Source organism: Streptomyces sp. NBC_01176 (assembly GCF_045039825.1).
Lineage (GTDB): Bacteria > Actinomycetota > Actinomycetes > Streptomycetales > Streptomycetaceae > Streptomyces.
The window spans coordinates 2,920,330-2,939,316 of sequence record NZ_CP108600.1 but is presented as its reverse complement, the minus strand read 5'-3'; the positions used below and the strand labels follow the sequence as shown (position 1 = coordinate 2,939,316).

Sequence of the window (18,987 nt, the reverse complement as noted above, 5' to 3'; positions counted from 1 at the left end):
TCACCCGCCGGGCACGTCAGGGGCGACTCCCGTGTGGGTTACGCGGGCACCTCGGTGAACGCCGCCCCCGCGTCGCGCAACCGCTCGTGCAGGGCCCGGAAGACGGCGGCCGAACGGGCGCCGGGCCAGTCCCGGGGCAGCAGTGCGACGGGAAGTCCCGGGTCGGCGTACGGGAGGTGGCGCCAGGTGTCCAGGGCCAGCAGGTAGTCGCGGTACGCCTCCTCGGCGGGGGTGTCCGTCCGCCGCTCCCAGGCGCGCAGCACGGGCGCGTGCCGGTCGAGGAACGCCTCGTGCTCCTTGGCGATCGAACTCAGGTCCCACCAGCGCGCGACCGCGTCCGCCGTCGCCGCGAAGCCCAGGTGCTCCCCACGGAAGAGGTCCACGTACGGATCGAGCCGCAGCCGCGCGAGGGTGTGCCGCGTCTCCTCGTACAGCCGGGCCGGAGCGAGCCACACCCCGGGCGCGGCCGTCCCGAAGCCGAGACCGGCCAGCCGCGAGCGCAGCACGTGCCGCTTCTGGCGCTCCGACTCCGGCACGGAGAAGACGGCGAGCACCCAGCCGTCGTCCCCGGGAGGCATCGTCGCGTACACCCGCCGGTCACCGTCGTCGAGCAGCTGGCGCGCGTCCGGCGACAGCCCGTACCCCGCCGCGCCCGCCGAGGTGCGGGCCGGCTCGAGCAGTCCGCGGCGCTTGAGCCGGGAGACCGACGAGCGCACGGAGGGCGCGTCGACGCCGACCGCGGCGAGCAGCCGGATCAGCTCGGCCACCGGCACGGGACCGGGCATGAAACGGCCGTACGCGCCGTAGAACGTGACGATGAGGGACCGGGGGGCGCGCTGCTCTGACACATTGATCACTCTAGTGCTCGAAGATCACTTGGAACCGCCGCCGGGGGACAACTCGCCCCCGGAGGACAGCTCACCCCCGGCGGGCAGCTCGCCTCCGGGGGCTGCCTGCGCGGGGATGGACGCACGCAGCCGGAACCGCTGCAGCTTCCCCGTCGCGGTGCGCGGCAGCACGTCCAGGAAGACGAACTCGCGGGGGCATTTGTAGGGTGCGAGCTCGGACTTGAGGAAGACCCGCAGGCCCTCCGGGTCCCGTGGCGCGCCCGGCCGCAGTACCGCGTACGCCACCACGACCTGGCCGCGTGCCTCGTCGGGGCGGCCCACGACCGCTGTCTCGACGACGTCCGGGTGACGCAGCAGGGCGTCCTCGACCTCCGGCCCCGCGATGTTGTACCCGGCCGAGACGATCATGTCGTCGGCACGGGCGACATAGCGGAAGTAGCCCTCGGCGTCGCGGACATAGGTGTCGCCGGTGATGTTCCAGCCGTCGCGCACGTACTCCCGCTGCCGCGAGTCGGCGAGATAGCGGCAGCCCACCGGACCGCGTACGGCGAGCAGGCCGGGTTCGCCGTCCGGTACCGGATTCCCGTCGGCGCCGACCACGCGTGCCCGCCATCCGGGGACGGGCAGGCCGGTCGTGCCGGGTCTGATCCGGTCGTCGGCCGCGGAGATGAAGATGTGCAGCAGCTCGGTGGCGCCGATGCCGTTGATGATGCGCAGCCCGGTACGGGCGCGCCAGGCCTGCCAGGTCGCGGCGGGCAGGTTCTCGCCCGCCGACACACAGCGCCGCAGCGACGTCGTGTCGTACCCGTCCAGTTCCGTCAGCATCGCCCGGTACGCGGTCGGCGCGGTGAACAGCACGGAGACACGGTGATCCGCGATCGCGGGCAACAACTGCTTGGGACCCGCCTGTTCGAGCAGCAGGGAGCAGGCGCCCGCGCGCATCGGGAAGATGACGAGTCCGCCGAGCCCGAAGGTGAACCCCAGCGGGGGGCTGCCGGTGAAGACGTCGTCCTCGCGTGGCCTCAGCACATGGCGCGAGAAGGTGTCCGCCGTCGCCAGCACGTCGCGGTGGAAGTGCACACAGCCCTTGGGGCGGCCGGTCGTGCCCGAGGTGAACGCGATCAGCGCGACGTCGTCGGCGGCCGTGTCCACGGCCGTGAAGGGCTCGTCGGACGCGCCCGTGATCCGCAGCAGCAGGTCGTCGGGCGCGTCGCCGCCGTACGTCGTGATCCGCAGCCCGGGGATGTCCGCCCCGGCCAGGTCGTCGACCGACCGTATGTCGCACAGGGCGTGGGTCACCCGGGCGATCGTGCCCATCGTGGTCAGCTCGTGCGGGCGCTGCTGGGCGAGCACGGTGACGGCGATCGCGCCCGCCTTCAGGACCGCCAGCCAGCACGCGGCCAGCCAGGGCGTGGTGGGCCCGCGCAGCATGACCCGGTTTCCGGGTACCACGCCCAGCTCGGTGGTCAGCACATGGGCGATGCGGTCGACGCGCGCGAGGAGCTGTCCGTACGTCCACAGGTCGCCGGACGGCGTGCGGAAGACGGGGCGCTCCGGAAGGCCGCCGCCGAGGAGCTCGGCGGCGCAGTTGAGCCGGTCCGGATAGTTCAACTCGGGCAGATCGAGGGGGAGTCGGGGCCACTGTTCCGGAGGCGGGAGGTGGTCGCGGGCGAAGGTGTCGAGGTGGGCCGAGGTCGTCGGCTCCAGGGTGTCGCCGGGGTCCATGGAGGTTCGCCCCCTTGTCGTGGTGGGCTCGCGGCTCTCAACTCGCGGCTTGTGGCGCGTGGTTGGTGGCGCATGGTGCGTGGCACGCCGTGCGTGATGCGTGATGCGTGATGCGTGATGCGTGATGCGTGATGCGTGATGCGTGATGCATGGCATGGCATGGGTTGGCGTGGCGTGCGTGGTCTGTGGCTCAGCTCTCGGTTTCGCACAAGGAGCGTATCGTGTTGGTGACGACAGTCAACGTCCCGCGATAACCTGGGGCCCGCAGGGGAGAGGGGACCGGCCGTGACCGTTTTCTCGCTCGACACGGCGCAGCGCGCCTGGTGTGCCGAGCTGCGTACGCTCGCGACGGAGCGGCTGCGCCCGCTGGCCGAGAAGGGCGAGCCGGGCCACGTCAACCGCCCGCTCGTCGCCGAGCTGGGCCGACTCGGGCTGCTCGCCCGGCTGTTCACCTCCGGCGCGCTCGACCTGTGCCTGATGCGGGAGTCCCTGGCGCACGCCTGTACGGAGGCCGAGACCGCCCTCGCCCTGCAGGGGCTCGGCGCGCATCCCGTGCACGCGTACGGCACCCGGGCGCAGCGCGCGTACTGGCTTCCGCGCGTCACGGACGGCACCGCGGTGGCCGCCTTCGCCCTGAGCGAGCCCGGCGCGGGCTCCGACGCGGCGGCGCTGACCCTGCGTGCGGACCGGGCCGTGTCCGCCGACGAGGGTGACACCGCGACCGTCGCCGAGGCCGACGGCGTCGGGCGCTGGCGGCTCACCGGGGAGAAGTGCTGGATCTCCAACGCGCCCGAGGCCGACTTCTACACCGTCTTCGCGCGCACCACCCCGGGGGCCGGCGCCCGAGGTGTCACCGCGTTCCTCGTTCCCGCCGACCGGCCCGGCCTGACCGGGGCTCCGCTCGACATGCTCTCGCCGCACCCGATCGGCGCACTCGCCTTCGACGCCGTACCGGTCACGGCGGACGACGTGCTCGGCGAACCCGACCGCGGCTTCCGGGTCGCGATGGGCACCCTCAACCTCTTCCGCCCGAGCGTGGGCGCCTTCGCGGTCGGGATGGCGGGAGCGGCCCTGGAGGCGACCCTCGCGCACACCTCCCGGCGAGAGGCGTTCGGGGGGAAGCTGAAGGACCTGCAGACGGTGGCCCATCAGGTCGCCGAGATGGCGCTGCGGACGGAGGCGGCCCGCCTGATGGTGTACGCGGCCGCGGCGGCGTACGACGAAGGGGCCCCGGACGTGCCCCGGCGCGCGGCGATGGCGAAGCTGCTGGCGACCGAGACGGCCCAGTACGTGGTCGACGCGGCGGTCCAGCTGCACGGGGCCCGCGCCCTGCGCCGCGGTCATCTGCTCGAACACCTCTACCGGGAGGTCCGCGCACCCCGTATCTACGAGGGTGCGAGCGAGGTCCAACGGGCCGTCATCGCCAAGGAGTTGTACGCCGCATGGGAGGCACTGTGAGCACCGAGCGTCTCAATCCGCCCGAACTCTCCCCGCCCACCGGTTTCTCGCACGCCGTCGTCGCCACCGGAAGCCGCGTCGTCTTCCTGGCGGGCCAGACCGCGCTCGACACGGACGGGAAGGTGGTCGGCGAGACGCTCCCGGAGCAGTTCGAGCGGGCGCTGACGAACCTGCTCACCGCGCTGCGGGCCGCGGGAGGTACCCCGGCCGACCTCGCGCGGGTCACCGTCTACGCCACCGATGTCGCGGACTACCGCGTCCACGCGTCCGAACTCGGGCGCGTGTGGCGGCGGTTGGCGGGGCGCGACTACCCCGCGATGGCCGTCGTCGGCGCCGCGCGGCTGTGGGACGAACACGCCCTGGTCGAACTGGACGGCTTCGCGGTACTGGCGTAGCGCGGTGCCGGCGCGGCAGGGGTGGTGATCAGGCGGCGACGGTGAGCCGCTCGGCGAACACGCGGTGCGGAGCGACCACGCTGCCGTCGGGAAGCAGTTCGCCGCTGTCGTCGAAGACGATCGCGCCGTTGCACAGCAGGCTCCACCCCTGCTCGTGGTGGGCCGACACCACGTGCGGAAGCCTGGAGTCCGCGGACGGGCACAGAGCCTGGTGGGAACACATGGCGCACCTCCACGTCGGATGCGATGAGTGCCTGCGGCGCTGTTCGCCGCCTCGCATGTCAAGACCATGCTCCCGCGGCGAACTCATCGGAACCGCCGGTCGAGAAGCGTGACAACACACGGACAACTCTCGGACGTTCCCATGACGCCTGGGGCGGACTCGCCACCAAAGGGGTGATGATCACCGCCCGGGGTGCGCCGGGCCGGTACCTGTGGAGCCTTCCACGTCTCAGGAGGTACTTCCATGTCCTTGCGCCAGGTCATCGGCGCGGCCACCGGCGCCGCGCTCCTGCTGGTCGTCCCGTCCGCCGTCGCCGCGGCCGCCGCCGGCCTGTCGGACCCGTCCGAGACGCTCACCGTCGACACCACCGGTCACCTCGCGACGGACGGCACCATCACGCTCTCCGGCACCTACCGGTGTCTGGCGAGCACCGGCCCGGTGCTGGTGTCCTCGTCGGTGTGGCAGGGCGATTCCAGGGTGCGTCACGGCATCGGCGGCACCGCGGCCGTCTGCGACGGCGTGGCGCACCGCTGGACCAACTCCGAGAAGCGCGAGCCCGGCACGCTCCGGCCGGGAGCCGCCCATGTCGAGGCCACGCTGATGGAGCTGAGCCCCGGCGCGGGCGGCCTGCCGCTGCCGAAGTTCCACGCGGTGTGGCAGCAGGACATCACGTTCATGGAGAGCTGAGACGGCACCCCTCGGCACACGTCGGGGCCCGCCGTCGACGCGAGGGCGTCCTCCGGCGGGCCCCACGGCCGTGCGGCGGGCTCAGATGTCCCGGAACGTCTCGATCTGCGCCCCGAGCGAGTTGAGCCGCTCGGCCAGGTCCTCGTAACCGCGGTTGATGACGTACACGTTGCGCAGCACGGACGTCCCGTCGGCCGCCATCATCGCCAGCAGGACGACCACGGCGGGCCGCAGCGCGGGCGGGCACATCATCTCGGCGGCGCGCCAGCGGGTCGGGCCCTCCACCAACACCCGGTGCGGGTCGAGGAGTTGGAGCCGCCCGCCGAGACGGTTGAGGTCCGTGAGATAGATCGCCCGGTTGTCGTACACCCAGTCGTGGATCAGCGTCTTGCCCTGCGCGGACGCCGCGATGGCGGCGAAGAACGGGACGTTGTCGATGTTCAGACCCGGGAACGGCATCGGGTGGATCTTGTCGATCGGCGCCTCCAGCTTGGAGGGCCGGACCGTCAGGTCCACCAGCCGCGTACGGCCGTTGTCGGCGAAGTACTCCGCCGTACGGTCGTGGTCGAGGCCCATCTCCTCCAGGACCGCGAGCTCGATCTCCAGGAACTCGATCGGCACCCGGCGCACCGTCAGCTCGGACTCGGTGACGACCGCGGCGGCGAGCAGGCTCATCGCCTCGACCGGGTCCTCCGAGGGCGAGTAGTCGACGTCCACGTCGATGGTGGGCACACCGTGCACGGTGAGCGTCGTGGTGCCGATGCCCTCCACCCGTACGCCCAGGGCCTCCAGGAAGAAGCACAGGTCCTGGACCATGTAGTTGGAGGAGGCGTTGCGGATGACGGTCACGCCGTCGTGGCGGGCGGCGGCGAGCAGCGCGTTCTCGGTCACCGTGTCGCCGCGCTCGGTCAGGACGATCGGGCGGGCGGGGGAGACCGCGCGGTCCACCCGGGCGTGGTACAGCCCCTCGGTGGCGGCGATGTCGAGACCGAAGCGGCGCAGCGCGATCATGTGCGGCTCGATGGTCCTGGTACCCAGGTCGCAACCGCCCGCGTACGGCAGCCTGAACTGGTCCATGCGGTGCAGCAACGGGCCGAGGAACATGATGATGGACCGCGTGCGGCGGGCCGCCTCGGCGTCGATGGCCTCCATGTCCAGCTGGGCCGGGGGCACGATCTCCAGGTCGACCCCGTCGTTGATCCACCGGGTGCGGACACCGATCGAACCGAGTACCTCCAGCAGGCGGTACACCTCTTCGATCCGGGCCACCCGGCGCAGGACCGTGCGGCCCTTGTTCAGGAGCGTCGCGCACAGCAGCGCGACACAGGCGTTCTTGCTGGTCTTCACGTCGATCGAGCCGGACAGCCGCCGTCCGCCGACCACGCGCAGATGCATCGGACCCGCGTAGCCCAGGGACACGATCTCGCTGTCCAGGGCTTCACCTATACGGGCGATCATCTCAAGGCTGATGTTCTGATTGCCGCGCTCGATGCGATTGACGGCGCTCTGGCTGGTGCCGAGAGCCTCGGCGAGCTGCGACTGAGTCCAGCCCCGGTGCTGACGGGCGTCACGGATGAGCTTGCCGATGCGTACGAGGTAGTCGTCTGCCATGGCGCGACCGTATATCTCATGTGAGATAAAGAGAAATGGAGTACACCCATCCGAGTGATGGTGGTCAGCGGGGCGCACGCGCAGGGGAGTTCGGGCGACGTCGGGAGAAAAGGGGGGTGCGGCTCAGTTCCTGCCTTTCCTGCCTTTCCTACCTTTGACGCCTTTTGGTCGGTGCGTCCCTCTCGCGCACGCTGGGCGGTCCGAGGGCGCCGTCCGCCGGCTCCCTGAGGCTGCGGTACGTCTGCCGGACCCGCCCTTCGGAGCGGACCGGGGCCCGGGTGGGGGCCGCGGCGGGGGGACCGGGCTCGCCCGTCCCCCCACCGTGCGCGTCGTCCGTGCGCGTCGTCCGTGTGCGCCACCGCCGTCACGGCGGCCGACCGGCGTGCTCACTCCCTCACACGGGCGGGAGCGGGCCGGTGGGGTCAGTGGTCCCGCCGCCGGGTGGTGCGGCGCCAGCCGAAGGGACCCGGCAGGTCCATCGACGTGGTCTTGCGTCCGGTGCTGCTGTGCGTCTGCCGCGGCCCGTGCCGTCCGCCGGTGGTGATCGACCACGAGTGCCGGTTGATGTTCAGCCGCACCCCGGGAAGGATGCGGAAGCTCTTGCGGAAGGTGAGTGCCATTGAGGGCCCCCTAGAGGCGGTTCGCGACGCCGGGTGGGTCCCGGCTCGGACACCGTGTACCCCGAAATCGGCTCTTGGCCGCCTGCGGACCTGCGCCACTCGTGAAACGCCGCCGTCGCTGAACTGCCGTGGACATCGGCCCTGTTCAGGCCAGTGTCTGGGTGCCGAGCACGCCGAGCAGCGCGACCCGTTCGGCGTCCGGCGTGCCGGGTTCCGCCGTGTAGACCATGATGCGCAGGTCACTGCCGGCGACGCTGAGGATGTCGCAGTCCAGTGTGAGAGGGCCCAACTGGGGGTGGTCGACGGTCTTGCGCGAGGCCTCCTGCCGGCCCACGGCCCCGGAGTCCCACAGCTCGGCGAACCGGTCGCTTCCCGCCCGCAGTTCGGCGATCAGCCGTTGCACCCGCCGGTCGGCCGGATACCGGCTCGCGGTCGCACGCAGGTCGCTCACGAGCGCGGTCTCCAGCGTCCGCCGGGACCGCGGTGTGTGGCGCACCCGGCCGGCCGGACCGAAGAAGGCCCGCCACACCCCGTTGCGCTCCTGGTCGCGCCACCCCGACGGGTCACCCAGCAGGGCCGCGTACAGCGGGTTGGCCACCAGCAGCGTCCACGCCGCGTCGTAGGCCGCCACGGGGGTCCCGGTCAGCCGGTCCAGCAGCCGCTGCACGCTCGGCGTGAGATACCCGGGTACCGTGCCCCGTCCCGGCGGGACCAGCCCGGCGGTATGGAAGAGGTGCTCGCGCTCGATGCCGGACAGCCGCAGGGCCCGGCCGAGCGCCTCGACGACCTGCTCCGACGGGTGGGCCGCCCGGCCCTGCTCGAGCCGGGTGACGTAGTCGACCGAGATCCCGGCCAGCAGGGCGAGTTCCTCACGGCGCAGCCCGGCCGCCCTGCGCTGTCCGCCGACAGGCAGCCCGGCGGCCTCCGGGGAGACCCGGTCGCGCCAGCGCCGTACCGTCCGCCCGAACTCCGTACTCGCCATGCCTCCACTGTGCACCGCGCGGCGCCGACCTGCCTGGTACTGAGAGTCCCAGGAAGACGGGACTCCTGGCTGACCGGGCGGCCCCGCCGCAACCTTGAGGCATGACGACAACACTGATCACCGGAGCGAACAAGGGTCTCGGATTCGAGACCGCCCGCCGCCTCGTCGCCGCGGGCCACACCGTCTATGTGGGCAGCCGGGACCCGGAGCGCGGACGCCGGGCCGCCGAGGAACTGGGGGCGCGCGCGGTCGTCCTCGACGTCACCGACGACGCCTCCGTCGCCGCCGCGGCGAAGACCATCGAGGCGGACGGAGGCCTCGACGTACTGATCAACAACGCCGGCATCGAGGGACGGACGCCGGACGGGGGTGTCGTCGGCGCCGCGGACCTGACCGCCGACGTGATCCGGTCGATCTTCGAGACGAACGTCTTCGGGGTCGTACGCGTCACCCACGCGTTCCTGCCCCTGCTGCGGCGCTCCGCGGCCCCGGTCGTGGTGAACGTGAGCAGCGGACTGGCCTCGCTGGCCCGGGTCAGCACCCCCGACACGCCTGCGTACGCCTACCCCGGGGTCGCCTATCCGGCGTCGAAGACCGCGGTCAACATGATCACCGTGCAGTTCGCGAAAGCCTTCCCGGAGATCCGGATCAACGCGGTGGAGCCCGGCTACACCGCGACGGACCTGAACGGGAACACGGGCACGCAGACCGTCGAGGAGGGCGCCGAGATCATCGTCCGCACGGCCCAGCTGGGCCCGGAGGGCCCGACCGGAGGCTACTTCGACGTCGAGGGCTCCCTCCCCTGGTGACCGAGAGCCCCGCTCACCCCCGCCGGTTCGCCGACGGGGGTGACGGGGTCTCCCTCTCTGGGCCGGTCACGAATCCTCAGCCGGGCGGGGCGGTGACCCGGCCAGCGGCGAACCGTCTTCGTACCGGACCTCGTAGACGCGCTCGGTGAACCTCCAGCCGTCGTCGGTGCGCCGGTAACGGTCGTGGTAGATGGCGTAGTTCAGCCCTCCGCGACCGTCGCGGGCCCGCCCGACCTCTGACACGTAGGCGCGGCCGGACGCGGTGTCGCCGTCGAGCTGGATCACGCCCGGGTGCGTGTTCTGCACAAGGAAGTCCACGAAGTCAGGCACCCGCCTGCCCCAGGCGCGGATCGGCTCCCGCCCCTGGAGTTCGACGGGGATGTGGGGCATCCGCCATGCGCCGTCCGGTGTGAAGAGCAGAGCGATGCGGTCGTAGTCGCGCATCATCACCGCGTCGGTGAACTCGCCGCGCAGCGCCTCGATCTCGACGCGATCCGCGATGGCCCGAAAGTCACTCATCGATTTCCTCCCTGTCGCCTCGAACCCGGTGCACGAACGACACCGGCCCTTCCAGCGGACCGAAGCGTCCACGACGGCGACACCGCGGGGTCCCGCCGAGCGTCCCTGGGGCTCCTGCTCGCTGGAAGGTGCGTTCGTCCCAGCAGCACGACGAGAGGGCTCTGGGGAATGTGACATCGGCCCGTCTCGGGAAGGGGGCTACTCGCCACGGGCCTACGGGCCTACGGGCCTACCGGATTAGGGCCTACGGGTCTACGGGCCTACGGGCCTATGGGTCCGGCGTCCCCGGCTCGCACGGCGGCCGCCGCCTCCAGCAGGAGCCAGCCGTCCACCTCCACCGGCCGCCGCCCCTCCGGTCGCCACCCACGGGCCAGCGCCACGTCGAGCAGCGCCCGGACGGCGCCCGGCTCATGCAGGTTCAGGTTCAGGTCCGGGCCCTGGGTGAGGCCCACGTCTCCGGAGCCGAAGGGGGCCCCGCCCGGGACGTACCGGCCGGGCCCGTCGGTGAAGACGATGCGCAGCGGGCCACCGGCGCCGGCGGGCCGAGGGGACAGGGTGAGGATCTGGCGGCAGTCCACGGACCGCCCGTCGTGGTCCCTTCGGTGGCTGTGGCGCATCGTCCACCCGTACACGCGCCCGTCGGCGACCAGCCGGCGGGACTTCCTCGAACGACGCGCCATACAGCGAGACTACGCGGCCGCACTCAACCCGGTGGGGGACCGCCGGATGCCGCCGGTGGTCAGGTTCGGGTCGGTCGTCTCCCCATGATGGTGATCACCACTGACGGGAGGGGGCCGAGATCATGGCGCCTTTTCGGTCACGGCACGACCAGGTCATGCGACGGACGCGTTCTCGGCGGCTTGGACGTGTGTCTGCCGGGCGTTCTGGTGGGTTTGCGCCCACCGGACAGCGAGTGGTGCTGCCAGGCCGGTCAACGCGAACATGGCCCCCACGACGTACCACCCGGGGCGGCCCCAGGTGATGCAGAGTGCGATGAGCAGTCCTGGCCCGAGGGCCTCGGCCAGTCCGGCGCCGAGGCCGAACACGCCCAGGTACTGGCCCGTTGCGTGCCGTGGAGCGAGGGCGAAGGACACCTCGAAGCCGGCAGCGGAGTGCCACAGTTCCCCGATCGTGTGGATGACCACGGCGGCGATGAGCAGGGTCGCGGCAGCCCACGCCGGTGTCCCCGCGGACAGGGAGATCATCGAGCACGCGACGAGAAAGGCGACGCCGGCCCGGCGATAGGCGTTTCCGCCGGCTGTGGGGGAATCGACGTTGCGGCCGGCCCGCACTTGGAACGCGACGACGATGACGGTGCCGGTGAGCATGGTGCCCGAGATGAGCCAGTGAGGGGCGGTGGTGGCACCGATGATCCAGAGTGGGATGGCCACGGTGAGCACCTTGAACTGGATGGCCATGATGCCGTCGAGAGCGGTGAGCAGCAGGTAGGGGCGGTCTCGCAGGGCGATCCAGCGAGGGCCGCCGGTGGCGGGGACGGGCGGGACCGGCGGGAGGAGGACCAGGAGCGTCGCGGAGACGGCGAAGGCGATCGCGTTGCCGATGACCATGAGCTGGTAGGCGGTGAGGGTGCCCACTTGGACAACCCATCCCGCCCCGACGGCGCCGAGGGAGATGCCGACGTTGGTCACCGCACGGAGATAGGCCCGGAACTCCTGCGGACGGTCACCTCCGTAGTGCCTGATGAGTGGGCTGCGGGCGGCGGTTCCGGCCGCTTTCGCCCCGGCGGCCGCGCCGACCACGAGGACGAACGGCCAGAAGCCGTCCGCCAGCACGAAGCCGGCCGTGGCCAAGGCTTGGACGACAAGGGTGGTCGCGTAGACACCGCGGGCTCCGTGTCTGTCCGCAAGATGGCCGACGGCGATCCCCAGGGCCAGCGAGACCAGTCCGGCGATCGCGAGTCCGAGGCCCACCTGGCCGGCGGGCAGGTGCACCGCCTGGGTGAAGTAGAGGACACCTGCGGTCAGATAGAGACCGCTGCCGATCGTGTAGACCAAGTTCGACGCGGCCAGGACGCGTTGCGGTCCGGTGTCCGGCAGCAGTTCGGGCACGACTGGCTCCGTATCCAGAGCAGACAGTAAGGACCCGAACAGCTTGTTGCATATTACTTGCAAGAGCAAGAGGGTGGCGAGGCGCTCTGTCCGGCGAGAGGTCCGGCGTGATGAAGGGCGAATGCGTACGGGGGTGGGCGGTTCCGGATGCCCCTGATGATGAGGGGATCGCCGAGGTCGTGGGGTTCGTGGCCTCCGAGGATGCTCCGGAGAACCCGAGGCTGCCCCCGAGCCCGCGCAGACATCACAGGCAGGCCGCGCATGACCAGGCCGCCCCTATGTACTAGAGTTATCTCGACATCGAGATATCTGCCGAGGCGCACCGCAGCCGCCATCGGTAAGGCATACCTAACTTAGCCTTACCTTAGCGGATCGGCCAAGAGATCGTGGCGGCAGGATGCGGTGGGAACGCGCACATCAATGAAGGAGACTGTCGTGTCGGCGAACAGCTTCGACGCCCGCAGCACGCTGCAGGTGGGCGACGAGTCGTACGAGATCTTCCGGCTGGACAAGGTGGAAGGCTCGGCTCGCCTTCCGTACAGCCTGAAGGTGCTGCTGGAGAACCTGCTCCGCACCGAGGACGGCGCGAACATCACCGCCGACCACATCCGGGCCCTGGGCGGCTGGGACTCCCAGGCGCAGCCCAGCCAGGAGATCCAGTTCACGCCGGCGCGCGTGATCATGCAGGACTTCACCGGCGTGCCCTGCGTCGTCGACCTCGCCACCATGCGCGAGGCCGTCAAGGAGCTCGGCGGTGACCCGGCGAAGATCAACCCGCTGGCCCCGGCCGAGCTGGTCATCGACCACTCCGTCATCGCCGACAAGTTCGGCACCCACGACGCGTTCGCGCAGAACGTCGAGCTGGAGTACGGCCGCAACAAGGAGCGCTACCAGTTCCTGCGCTGGGGCCAGACCGCGTTCGACGAGTTCAAGGTCGTCCCGCCGGGCACCGGCATCGTCCACCAGGTGAACATCGAGCACCTGGCGCGCACGGTCATGGTCCGTAACGGCCAGGCCTACCCCGACACCCTCGTCGGTACGGACTCCCACACCACGATGGTCAACGGCCTGGGCGTCCTCGGCTGGGGCGTCGGCGGCATCGAGGCCGAGGCCGCGATGCTCGGCCAGCCGGTGTCGATGCTCATCCCGCGCGTCGTCGGCTTCAAGCTCACCGGTGAGCTCACGCCCGGCACGACCGCCACCGACCTGGTGCTCACGATCACCGAGATGCTGCGCAAGCACGGCGTCGTCGGCAAGTTCGTCGAGTTCTACGGTGAGGGTGTGGCCGCCACCTCGCTGGCCAACCGCGCCACCATCGGCAACATGTCGCCGGAGTTCGGCTCCACCGCCGCGATCTTCCCGATCGACGGCGAGACCATCAAGTACCTGAAGCTGACCGGCCGTTCCGAGCAGCAGATCGCGCTCGTCGAGGCGTACGCCAAGCAGCAGGGCCTCTGGCTCGACCCGGCCGCCGAGCCCGACTTCTCCGAGAAGCTGGAGCTCGACCTCTCCACGGTCGTCCCCTCGATCGCCGGCCCGAAGCGCCCGCAGGACCGCATCGTCCTCGCGAACGCCGCCGAGCAGTTCAAGAGCGACGTGCGCAACTACGTCGCCGACGACGACGAGGCGGGCAAGGAGTCCTTCCCGGCCTCCGACTCCCCGGCCGCCACCAACGGCGTGCCCTCCAACCCGGTCACGGTCACGGCCCCCGACGGCTCGACCTACGAGATCGACCACGGTGCGGTGACGGTCGCGGCCATCACCTCCTGCACCAACACCTCGAACCCGTACGTCATGGTCGCCGCCGCGCTCGTCGCGAAGAAGGCCGTGGAGAAGGGCCTGACCCGCAAGCCGTGGGTCAAGACCACCCTCGCCCCGGGCTCCAAGGTCGTCACCGACTACTTCGACAAGGCCGGGCTCACCCCCTACCTCGACAAGGTCGGCTTCAACCTCGTCGGCTACGGCTGCACCACCTGCATCGGCAACTCCGGCCCGCTGCCGGACGAGGTCTCCAAGGCCGTCAACGACCACGACCTCGCCGTCACCTCGGTCCTCTCCGGCAACCGGAACTTCGAGGGCCGTATCAACCCCGACGTGAAGATGAACTACCTGGCGTCCCCGCCGCTGGTCGTCGCCTACGCGCTCGCGGGCTCCATGAAGGTGGACATCACCAAGGACGCCCTCGGCATCGACCAGGACGGCAAGCCGGTCTACCTCCAGGACATCTGGCCCTCCGAGGCCGAGGTCAACGACGTCGTGGCGAACGCCATCGGCGAGGACATGTTCAACAAGTCCTACCAGGACGTCTTCGCGGGCGACGCCCAGTGGCAGGCGCTTCCGATCCCCGAGGGCAACACCTTCGAGTGGGACCCGCAGTCGACCTACGTGCGCAAGCCCCCTTACTTCGAGGGCATGACGATGGAGACCACCCCGGTCTCGGACATCGCCGGCGCGCGCGTCCTCGCCAAGCTCGGCGACTCGGTCACCACCGACCACATCTCCCCGGCCGGTGCGATCAAGGCCGACACCCCCGGAGGCAAGTACCTCACGGAGCACGGTGTCGAGCGTCGTGACTTCAACAGCTACGGCTCCCGCCGCGGCAACCACGAGGTCATGATCCGCGGAACGTTCGCCAACATCCGCCTGCGCAACCAGATCGCGCCGGGCACCGAGGGCGGCTACACCCGCGACTTCACGAAGGAGGACGCCCCCGTCTCCTTCATCTACGACGCCTCGCGCAACTACATCGAGCAGGGCATCCCGCTGGTCATCCTGGCCGGCAAGGAGTACGGCTCCGGCTCGTCCCGCGACTGGGCCGCCAAGGGCACCGCGCTGCTCGGCGTCAAGGCCGTCATCGCCGAGTCCTACGAGCGCATCCACCGCTCGAACCTCATCGGCATGGGCGTCCTGCCGCTCCAGTTCCCGGAGGGTGCCACCGCGGAGTCCCTCGGTCTGACCGGCGAGGAGACCTTCTCCTTCACCGGTGTCGAGGAGCTCAACAACGGCACCACCCCGCGTACGGTGAAGGTCACCACCGACAGCGGCGTCGAGTTCGACGCGGTCGTCCGCATCGACACCCCCGGCGAGGCGGACTACTACCGCAACGGCGGCATCATGCAGTACGTGCTGCGCAACCTGATCGCCAAGTAGCCCCCGCGGCAGGCGATCCGGCAGACCGGATCGGGCCGCACTCCTCACGACGAGGAGTGCGGCCCTCCGTCTTTTCGGGCTTCTCCGCGGAGACCCTTCGCGGTCGTCCAGGCCGACTCCCCTGCGGGCAGGGGAGTCGGCCGCACCCGGTACGGCAGGGGCGCGGCCGTCGCACGGCGGGTGCGGTACGGAGGCTGCCACGCGCGCTTCGGACTCGCTCGGGGCGGACCGGGTGGGTGCTGGGAGACCCACCCGGTCCGCGAGCCCGGACCGGCGGGGGGAGTGCCGGCCCGGGATGGTGCGTGGCTTGTGACGACCATGGCGTGCGACAACGTTGTCTGATGGTCTGCTTATGACTCTACCGCCTCAACAGACAACGATGTCAAGCCTGTTGACCCGCGAGGAGTGAGTAACCGGGCTGGGCCGGCGGGGTGGGAACCGTGCGTGCCTCCCGCGTCGGACGCGGTCTTCCGTGGTACGGGTGGCGCACGTTACTGTCCCTGCGGCTTGTGCGACCCGTGGTGCGCGACCCGTCCGAAGGAGGAGGGGCCGCGTCATGCGTTTCCGTCCGTCAACCGTCCTGCTCGCCGTCGTCCTGGCGGCCGGCGGGATCACCCCCGCGGTGGCCGCCACCGCCGCGCCGCCCGACCTCGTCCGGGACCCCACCACCTACGTCGACCCGCTCATCGGCACCAAGAACGGCGGCAACGTCTTCCCCGGTGCCGTCGTGCCCTTCGGGATGCTCTCCTGGAGCCCGGAGAACACCCGCGGCGACGCCACCCGTACGGCCGCGCCCGGCGGTTACCAGTACGACGCCACCCGCGTCCGGGGGTTCAGCCTCACCCACATGTCCGGCACGGGCTGCGCGGGCGGCAGCGGCGACATCCCCTTCTTCCCGTACGCGGGCGAGGTCACCTCCTCCCCGGCGAGCGACACCAAGGACGCGGTGTACGCCGCCGACTTCGCGCACGCGGACGAGACCGCCGAGCCCGGCCACTACAAGGTCGGTCTCTCCTCCGGTGTCACCGCCGACCTCACCGCGACCGCGCGCACCGGCTCGGGCCGCTTCACCTACCCGGCAGGCAAGCCGGCCTCGCTGCTGATCCGCACCGCCAACTCCGAGGTGGGCTCGACGGCGTCGGACGTGCGCATCGACCCGGCGACCCGGACGGTCTCGGGCTCCGTCACCTCCGGGAACTTCTGCGGCTACCTCGACCCCGAAGGCCAACGCGCCTACTACACCCTGTACTTCACCGCCCGCTTCGACCGGGCCTTCAAGACCGCCGGCACCTGGCAGGACGACCGGCTGAGCCCGGGATCCACGCGGGCGAGCGGCGGAACCGGCGGCTTCTCCAGCGGCGGGAATCCCACCCCGGGCAAGGGAGCCGGCGGATACGTGGAGTTCGCCCCCGGCGCCGATCCGGTGAACGTGAAGGTCGGCATCTCGTACGTCAGCCAGGCGGGCGCAGCCGCCAACCTCGCGGCCGAGAACCCGCCGTCCCGTTCCTTCGGGGCGGTCCGGGCCGCCGCCCACCGCGCCTGGCGCGACCGCCTCGGCGCGATCCGGGTCGGCGGTGGCGGCGACACCGACCGCACCACCTTCTACACCGCGCTCTACCACGCCCTCCTGCATCCCAACGTCATCAGTGACGCCGACCGCAGATACCGGGGAAGCGACGACAAGGTCCACGTCGTCGGCCGCGGCCACCGGGCCCAGTACGGCACCTTCTCCGGCTGGGACGTCTACCGCTCCCAGGTCCAGCTGCTCACCCTCCTCAGCCCGGACACCGGCTCCGACATCGCGCAGTCGCTGCTCGAACTGGCCCGGCAGAACGGGGGAGTCTGGGACCGCTGGCTGCACGGCGCGAGCGGCACCCACGTCATGAACGGCGATCCCTCGCCGACCGCGCTCGCGGGCATCCGGGCCTTCGGCGGCACCGGCTTCGATCTGCGGGGCGCGCTGAAGTCACTGGTCAGGGCGGCCACCGTGCCGACCGAGCAGGACCTGTCGTCGTCGGGCAAGCCCGTCCTGTCGGTGGGCCAGCGACCGTCTCTCGACAAGTACCTCCAGCAGCACTACATGCCGTCCGTGTCCAACGCCTGGGGCGGTGCCGCCGAGACCCTGGAGATGTCCGACGCGGACTTCGCGCTCTCCCAACTGGCCACGGCGGCAGGGGAGAAGCGGACAGCCGCGGACTTCGCCGAGCGCTCCCAGTGGTGGCAGAACAACTTCAACATCGCGGCCGACCGGACCGGCGGCTACATCGCCAACCGCAAGGCCGACGGCAGCTGGGTCACCGGCTTCACCCCGGCCACCGGCAACGGCTTCGTCGAGGGCACGGCGGCCCAGTACACCTGGATGGTCCAGCACAACCCGGCCGGGCTCTTCGCGGCCATGGGCGGCCGTGACAAGGCGCTCGACCGGCTCGACACGTTCTTCCACGACGCCGACGGCGGCTGGGCGTTCACGGGCAGTGGCGGCGACAAGTCGGAGCTGGACAACGAGCCGTCGATCAACGTCCCCTACCTGTACGACTACGCCGGCGCCCCCTACAAGGCGCAGGAGACCGTCCGCGCGGCGATGAGCGAGCTGTGGTCGACGCAGCCCGGCGGCATCCCCGGCAACGACGACCTCGGCGAGATGTCGTCCTGGTACGTCTTCTCCGCGCTCGGCATGTACCCGCAGGTTCCCTCCCGCGCCGAACTCGTCCTCTCCTCACCCCTGTTCAGCCGTGTCAAGATCGAGCGCCCAGGCGGCAACGACATCGAGATCCGGGCGGCCGGCGCGGCGGCGGACGCCCCGTACGTGCAGTCGCTGAAGGTCAACGGTCGTACCAGCACCCGCCCTTGGCTCCCCGCCTCGTTCGTCCGCGACGGCGGCACACTCGACTACACGCTCTCCGGCACCCCGAACCGCAGCTGGGGCAGCGAGCAGGCCGCCGCTCCGCCGTCCTTCCGCGACGGTGAGCAGCCGTACCAGATCGGCGTCGGCCCGACCGCGGCGACGCTCGCACCCGGCGGCAGTACGCAGATCGACATCCGCGCGCTGTCACTGAGCGGTGGCACGGGCCCCGAGGTCCGCTTCCACGTTGACACGCCGGACGGAGTGACCGCGACCCCCGCGGAGGGAACGGTGACCGACGGCTCCCGGTCGATCACCCTGACCGCGGGGGACGCGGCCCGGCAGGGCTTCTACGACGTCAAGGTCACCGTGACGTCCGGCACCACCTCGTACGAGCAGCCGGTGGCGTTGACCGTCGCGGCTCCCGGGTCCCTCCTGGCCGCCTACGACAACACCGGTGTCTCGGACGACGCCGGCGACCACGACGAGGCCGACTACGACGGCGGCGGCTGGAGCTACTCCCGTCAGGCCCTCGCGGACGCGGGCCTGACGCCGGGCGGCCAGGGCACCGTGGACGGTCTCACCTACACCTGGCCCGACTCGCCCGCGGGCCGCCCCGACAACGCCGCGGCGTCCGGCCAGAGCATCGAACTCGCCCGTCCGGCGACAGAGTTGTCCTTCATCGGCAGCGCGGTCAACGGAAACCAGCGGGCCACGGCCACCGTCACGTACACCGACGGCAGCACCGACCAGGTCGACCTCTCCTTCACCGACTGGACGGTCGGCGGCGGGGGCGGCACCGTCCAGTTCGGCAACGAGACCGTCGCCAGGGCCGCTTATCGCAATGTCGCGGGCGCGGACAAGGACCCCGTCGCCACCTACGTCTTCGCGACGAAGCCCTTCGCGGCTCCGGCCGGCAAGACCGTCAAGAGCGTGAAGCTGCCCGACAACGCGGATCTGCACGTCTTCACCCTCGCCGTGAACTGAGGGCACGAGCACGGCGGTCGCCCGGCTTCGGCCCGGCACAGCGGAGCGGGCGCGGAGAGTGA

At 71.0% G+C, this 18,987-nt stretch carries 15 protein-coding genes; 6 read left to right on the top strand and 9 right to left on the bottom strand.

Annotated features, from left to right (window positions below; translation table 11 throughout):
- Positions 1-38: 38 nt before the first annotated feature.
- Positions 39-857 carry a PaaX family transcriptional regulator C-terminal domain-containing protein gene (locus tag OG199_RS12450; RefSeq protein WP_405829527.1) on the bottom strand — a complete coding sequence of 273 codons (819 nt, stop codon included), beginning with the start codon at positions 855-857 and terminating at the stop codon, positions 39-41.
- A gap of 15 nt (positions 858-872) precedes the next feature.
- Positions 873-2,573 carry an AMP-binding protein gene (locus OG199_RS12445; RefSeq protein WP_405829525.1) on the bottom strand — a complete coding sequence of 567 codons (1,701 nt, stop codon included), beginning with the start codon at positions 2,571-2,573 and terminating at the stop codon, positions 873-875.
- A 285-nt stretch (positions 2,574-2,858) separates the two neighbouring features.
- On the opposite strand from OG199_RS12445, the gene OG199_RS12440 reads away from it, so the two are divergent.
- Together OG199_RS12440 and OG199_RS12435 are read left to right on the top strand one after the other, a co-directional pair.
- Positions 2,859-4,031, top strand: a complete 1,173-nt coding sequence (locus tag OG199_RS12440; protein WP_405829523.1) for an acyl-CoA dehydrogenase family protein — start codon at positions 2,859-2,861, stop codon at positions 4,029-4,031.
- A complete protein-coding gene (locus tag OG199_RS12435; protein ID WP_356807026.1) occupies positions 4,028-4,426 on the top strand; it encodes a RidA family protein in 399 nt (132 codons plus the stop codon). The genes OG199_RS12440 and OG199_RS12435 overlap by 4 nt, the downstream gene beginning before the upstream one ends.
- Before the next feature lie 28 nt (positions 4,427-4,454).
- On the opposite strand, the gene OG199_RS12430 is transcribed toward OG199_RS12435, so the two are convergent.
- Positions 4,455-4,649, bottom strand: a complete 195-nt coding sequence (locus OG199_RS12430) for a DUF5999 family protein (RefSeq protein WP_356807019.1) — start codon at positions 4,647-4,649, stop codon at positions 4,455-4,457.
- A 243-nt stretch (positions 4,650-4,892) separates the two neighbouring features.
- Between OG199_RS12430 and OG199_RS12425 the strand changes: the two genes are divergently transcribed.
- A complete protein-coding gene (locus OG199_RS12425) occupies positions 4,893-5,336 on the top strand; it encodes a DUF6299 family protein (protein ID WP_356807017.1) in 444 nt (147 codons plus the stop codon).
- Positions 5,337-5,417: 81 nt separating this feature from the next.
- Here the strand turns inward: OG199_RS12425 and OG199_RS12420 are convergent, their stop codons facing one another.
- The 3 genes from OG199_RS12420 to OG199_RS12410 all read right to left on the bottom strand — a co-directional run bounded on the left by OG199_RS12420 (position 5,418) and on the right by OG199_RS12410 (position 8,549).
- Positions 5,418-6,947: a UDP-N-acetylglucosamine 1-carboxyvinyltransferase gene (locus OG199_RS12420; protein WP_266702416.1), complete on the bottom strand. Its 1,530-nt coding sequence runs from the start codon at positions 6,945-6,947 to the stop codon at positions 5,418-5,420.
- Between the two features lie 422 nt (positions 6,948-7,369).
- Positions 7,370-7,567 carry a DUF4236 domain-containing protein gene (locus OG199_RS12415; RefSeq protein WP_266702418.1) on the bottom strand — a complete coding sequence of 66 codons (198 nt, stop codon included), beginning with the start codon at positions 7,565-7,567 and terminating at the stop codon, positions 7,370-7,372.
- Positions 7,568-7,712: 145 nt separating this feature from the next.
- A complete protein-coding gene (locus OG199_RS12410) occupies positions 7,713-8,549 on the bottom strand; it encodes a helix-turn-helix transcriptional regulator (RefSeq protein WP_405829520.1) in 837 nt (278 codons plus the stop codon).
- Between the two features lie 101 nt (positions 8,550-8,650).
- On the opposite strand from OG199_RS12410, the gene OG199_RS12405 reads away from it, so the two are divergent.
- Positions 8,651-9,358 carry an SDR family NAD(P)-dependent oxidoreductase gene (locus OG199_RS12405; RefSeq protein ID WP_356807013.1) on the top strand — a complete coding sequence of 236 codons (708 nt, stop codon included), beginning with the start codon at positions 8,651-8,653 and terminating at the stop codon, positions 9,356-9,358.
- Between the two features lie 66 nt (positions 9,359-9,424).
- Here OG199_RS12405 and OG199_RS12400 read toward each other — a convergent pair whose 3' ends face one another.
- The 3 genes from OG199_RS12400 to OG199_RS12390 all read right to left on the bottom strand — a co-directional run bounded on the left by OG199_RS12400 (position 9,425) and on the right by OG199_RS12390 (position 11,946).
- On the bottom strand, positions 9,425-9,877 hold the full coding sequence (locus OG199_RS12400; protein WP_405829518.1) for a nuclear transport factor 2 family protein: 453 nt from the start codon (positions 9,875-9,877) through the stop codon (positions 9,425-9,427).
- Between the two features lie 260 nt (positions 9,878-10,137).
- On the bottom strand, positions 10,138-10,557 hold the full coding sequence (locus OG199_RS12395; RefSeq protein ID WP_405829516.1) for a hypothetical protein: 420 nt from the start codon (positions 10,555-10,557) through the stop codon (positions 10,138-10,140).
- Positions 10,558-10,710: 153 nt separating this feature from the next.
- Positions 10,711-11,946 carry an MFS transporter gene (locus OG199_RS12390; RefSeq protein ID WP_405829514.1) on the bottom strand — a complete coding sequence of 412 codons (1,236 nt, stop codon included), beginning with the start codon at positions 11,944-11,946 and terminating at the stop codon, positions 10,711-10,713.
- Positions 11,947-12,381: 435 nt separating this feature from the next.
- On the opposite strand from OG199_RS12390, the gene acnA reads away from it, so the two are divergent.
- Both acnA and OG199_RS12380 read left to right on the top strand, forming a co-directional pair.
- Entirely contained in the window at positions 12,382-15,096 is a 2,715-nt protein-coding gene (gene acnA / locus OG199_RS12385) for an aconitate hydratase AcnA (RefSeq protein WP_405829512.1), read from the top strand.
- Positions 15,097-15,652: 556 nt separating this feature from the next.
- Positions 15,653-18,925: a GH92 family glycosyl hydrolase gene (locus OG199_RS12380; protein WP_405829510.1), complete on the top strand. Its 3,273-nt coding sequence runs from the start codon at positions 15,653-15,655 to the stop codon at positions 18,923-18,925.
- Positions 18,926-18,987: the final 62 nt, after the last annotated feature.

What these genes read in the sequence shown, in the direction of transcription:
- OG199_RS12445 (WP_405829525.1), bottom strand. Translation starts at nt 2,573, where the DNA reads ATGGACCCCGGCGACACCCTGGAGCCGACGACCTCGGCCCACCTCGAC.
- OG199_RS12430 (WP_356807019.1), bottom strand. Translation starts at nt 4,649, where the DNA reads ATGTGTTCCCACCAGGCTCTGTGCCCGTCCGCGGACTCCAGGCTTCCG.
- OG199_RS12425 (WP_356807017.1), top strand. Translation starts at nt 4,893, where the DNA reads ATGTCCTTGCGCCAGGTCATCGGCGCGGCCACCGGCGCCGCGCTCCTG.
- OG199_RS12420 (WP_266702416.1), bottom strand. Translation starts at nt 6,947, where the DNA reads ATGGCAGACGACTACCTCGTACGCATCGGCAAGCTCATCCGTGACGCC.
- OG199_RS12415 (WP_266702418.1), bottom strand. Translation starts at nt 7,567, where the DNA reads ATGGCACTCACCTTCCGCAAGAGCTTCCGCATCCTTCCCGGGGTGCGG.
- OG199_RS12410 (WP_405829520.1), bottom strand. Translation starts at nt 8,549, where the DNA reads ATGGCGAGTACGGAGTTCGGGCGGACGGTACGGCGCTGGCGCGACCGG.
- OG199_RS12405 (WP_356807013.1), top strand. Translation starts at nt 8,651, where the DNA reads ATGACGACAACACTGATCACCGGAGCGAACAAGGGTCTCGGATTCGAG.
- OG199_RS12400 (WP_405829518.1), bottom strand. Translation starts at nt 9,877, where the DNA reads ATGAGTGACTTTCGGGCCATCGCGGATCGCGTCGAGATCGAGGCGCTG.
- OG199_RS12395 (WP_405829516.1), bottom strand. Translation starts at nt 10,557, where the DNA reads ATGGCGCGTCGTTCGAGGAAGTCCCGCCGGCTGGTCGCCGACGGGCGC.
- OG199_RS12380 (WP_405829510.1), top strand. Translation starts at nt 15,653, where the DNA reads ATGCGTTTCCGTCCGTCAACCGTCCTGCTCGCCGTCGTCCTGGCGGCC.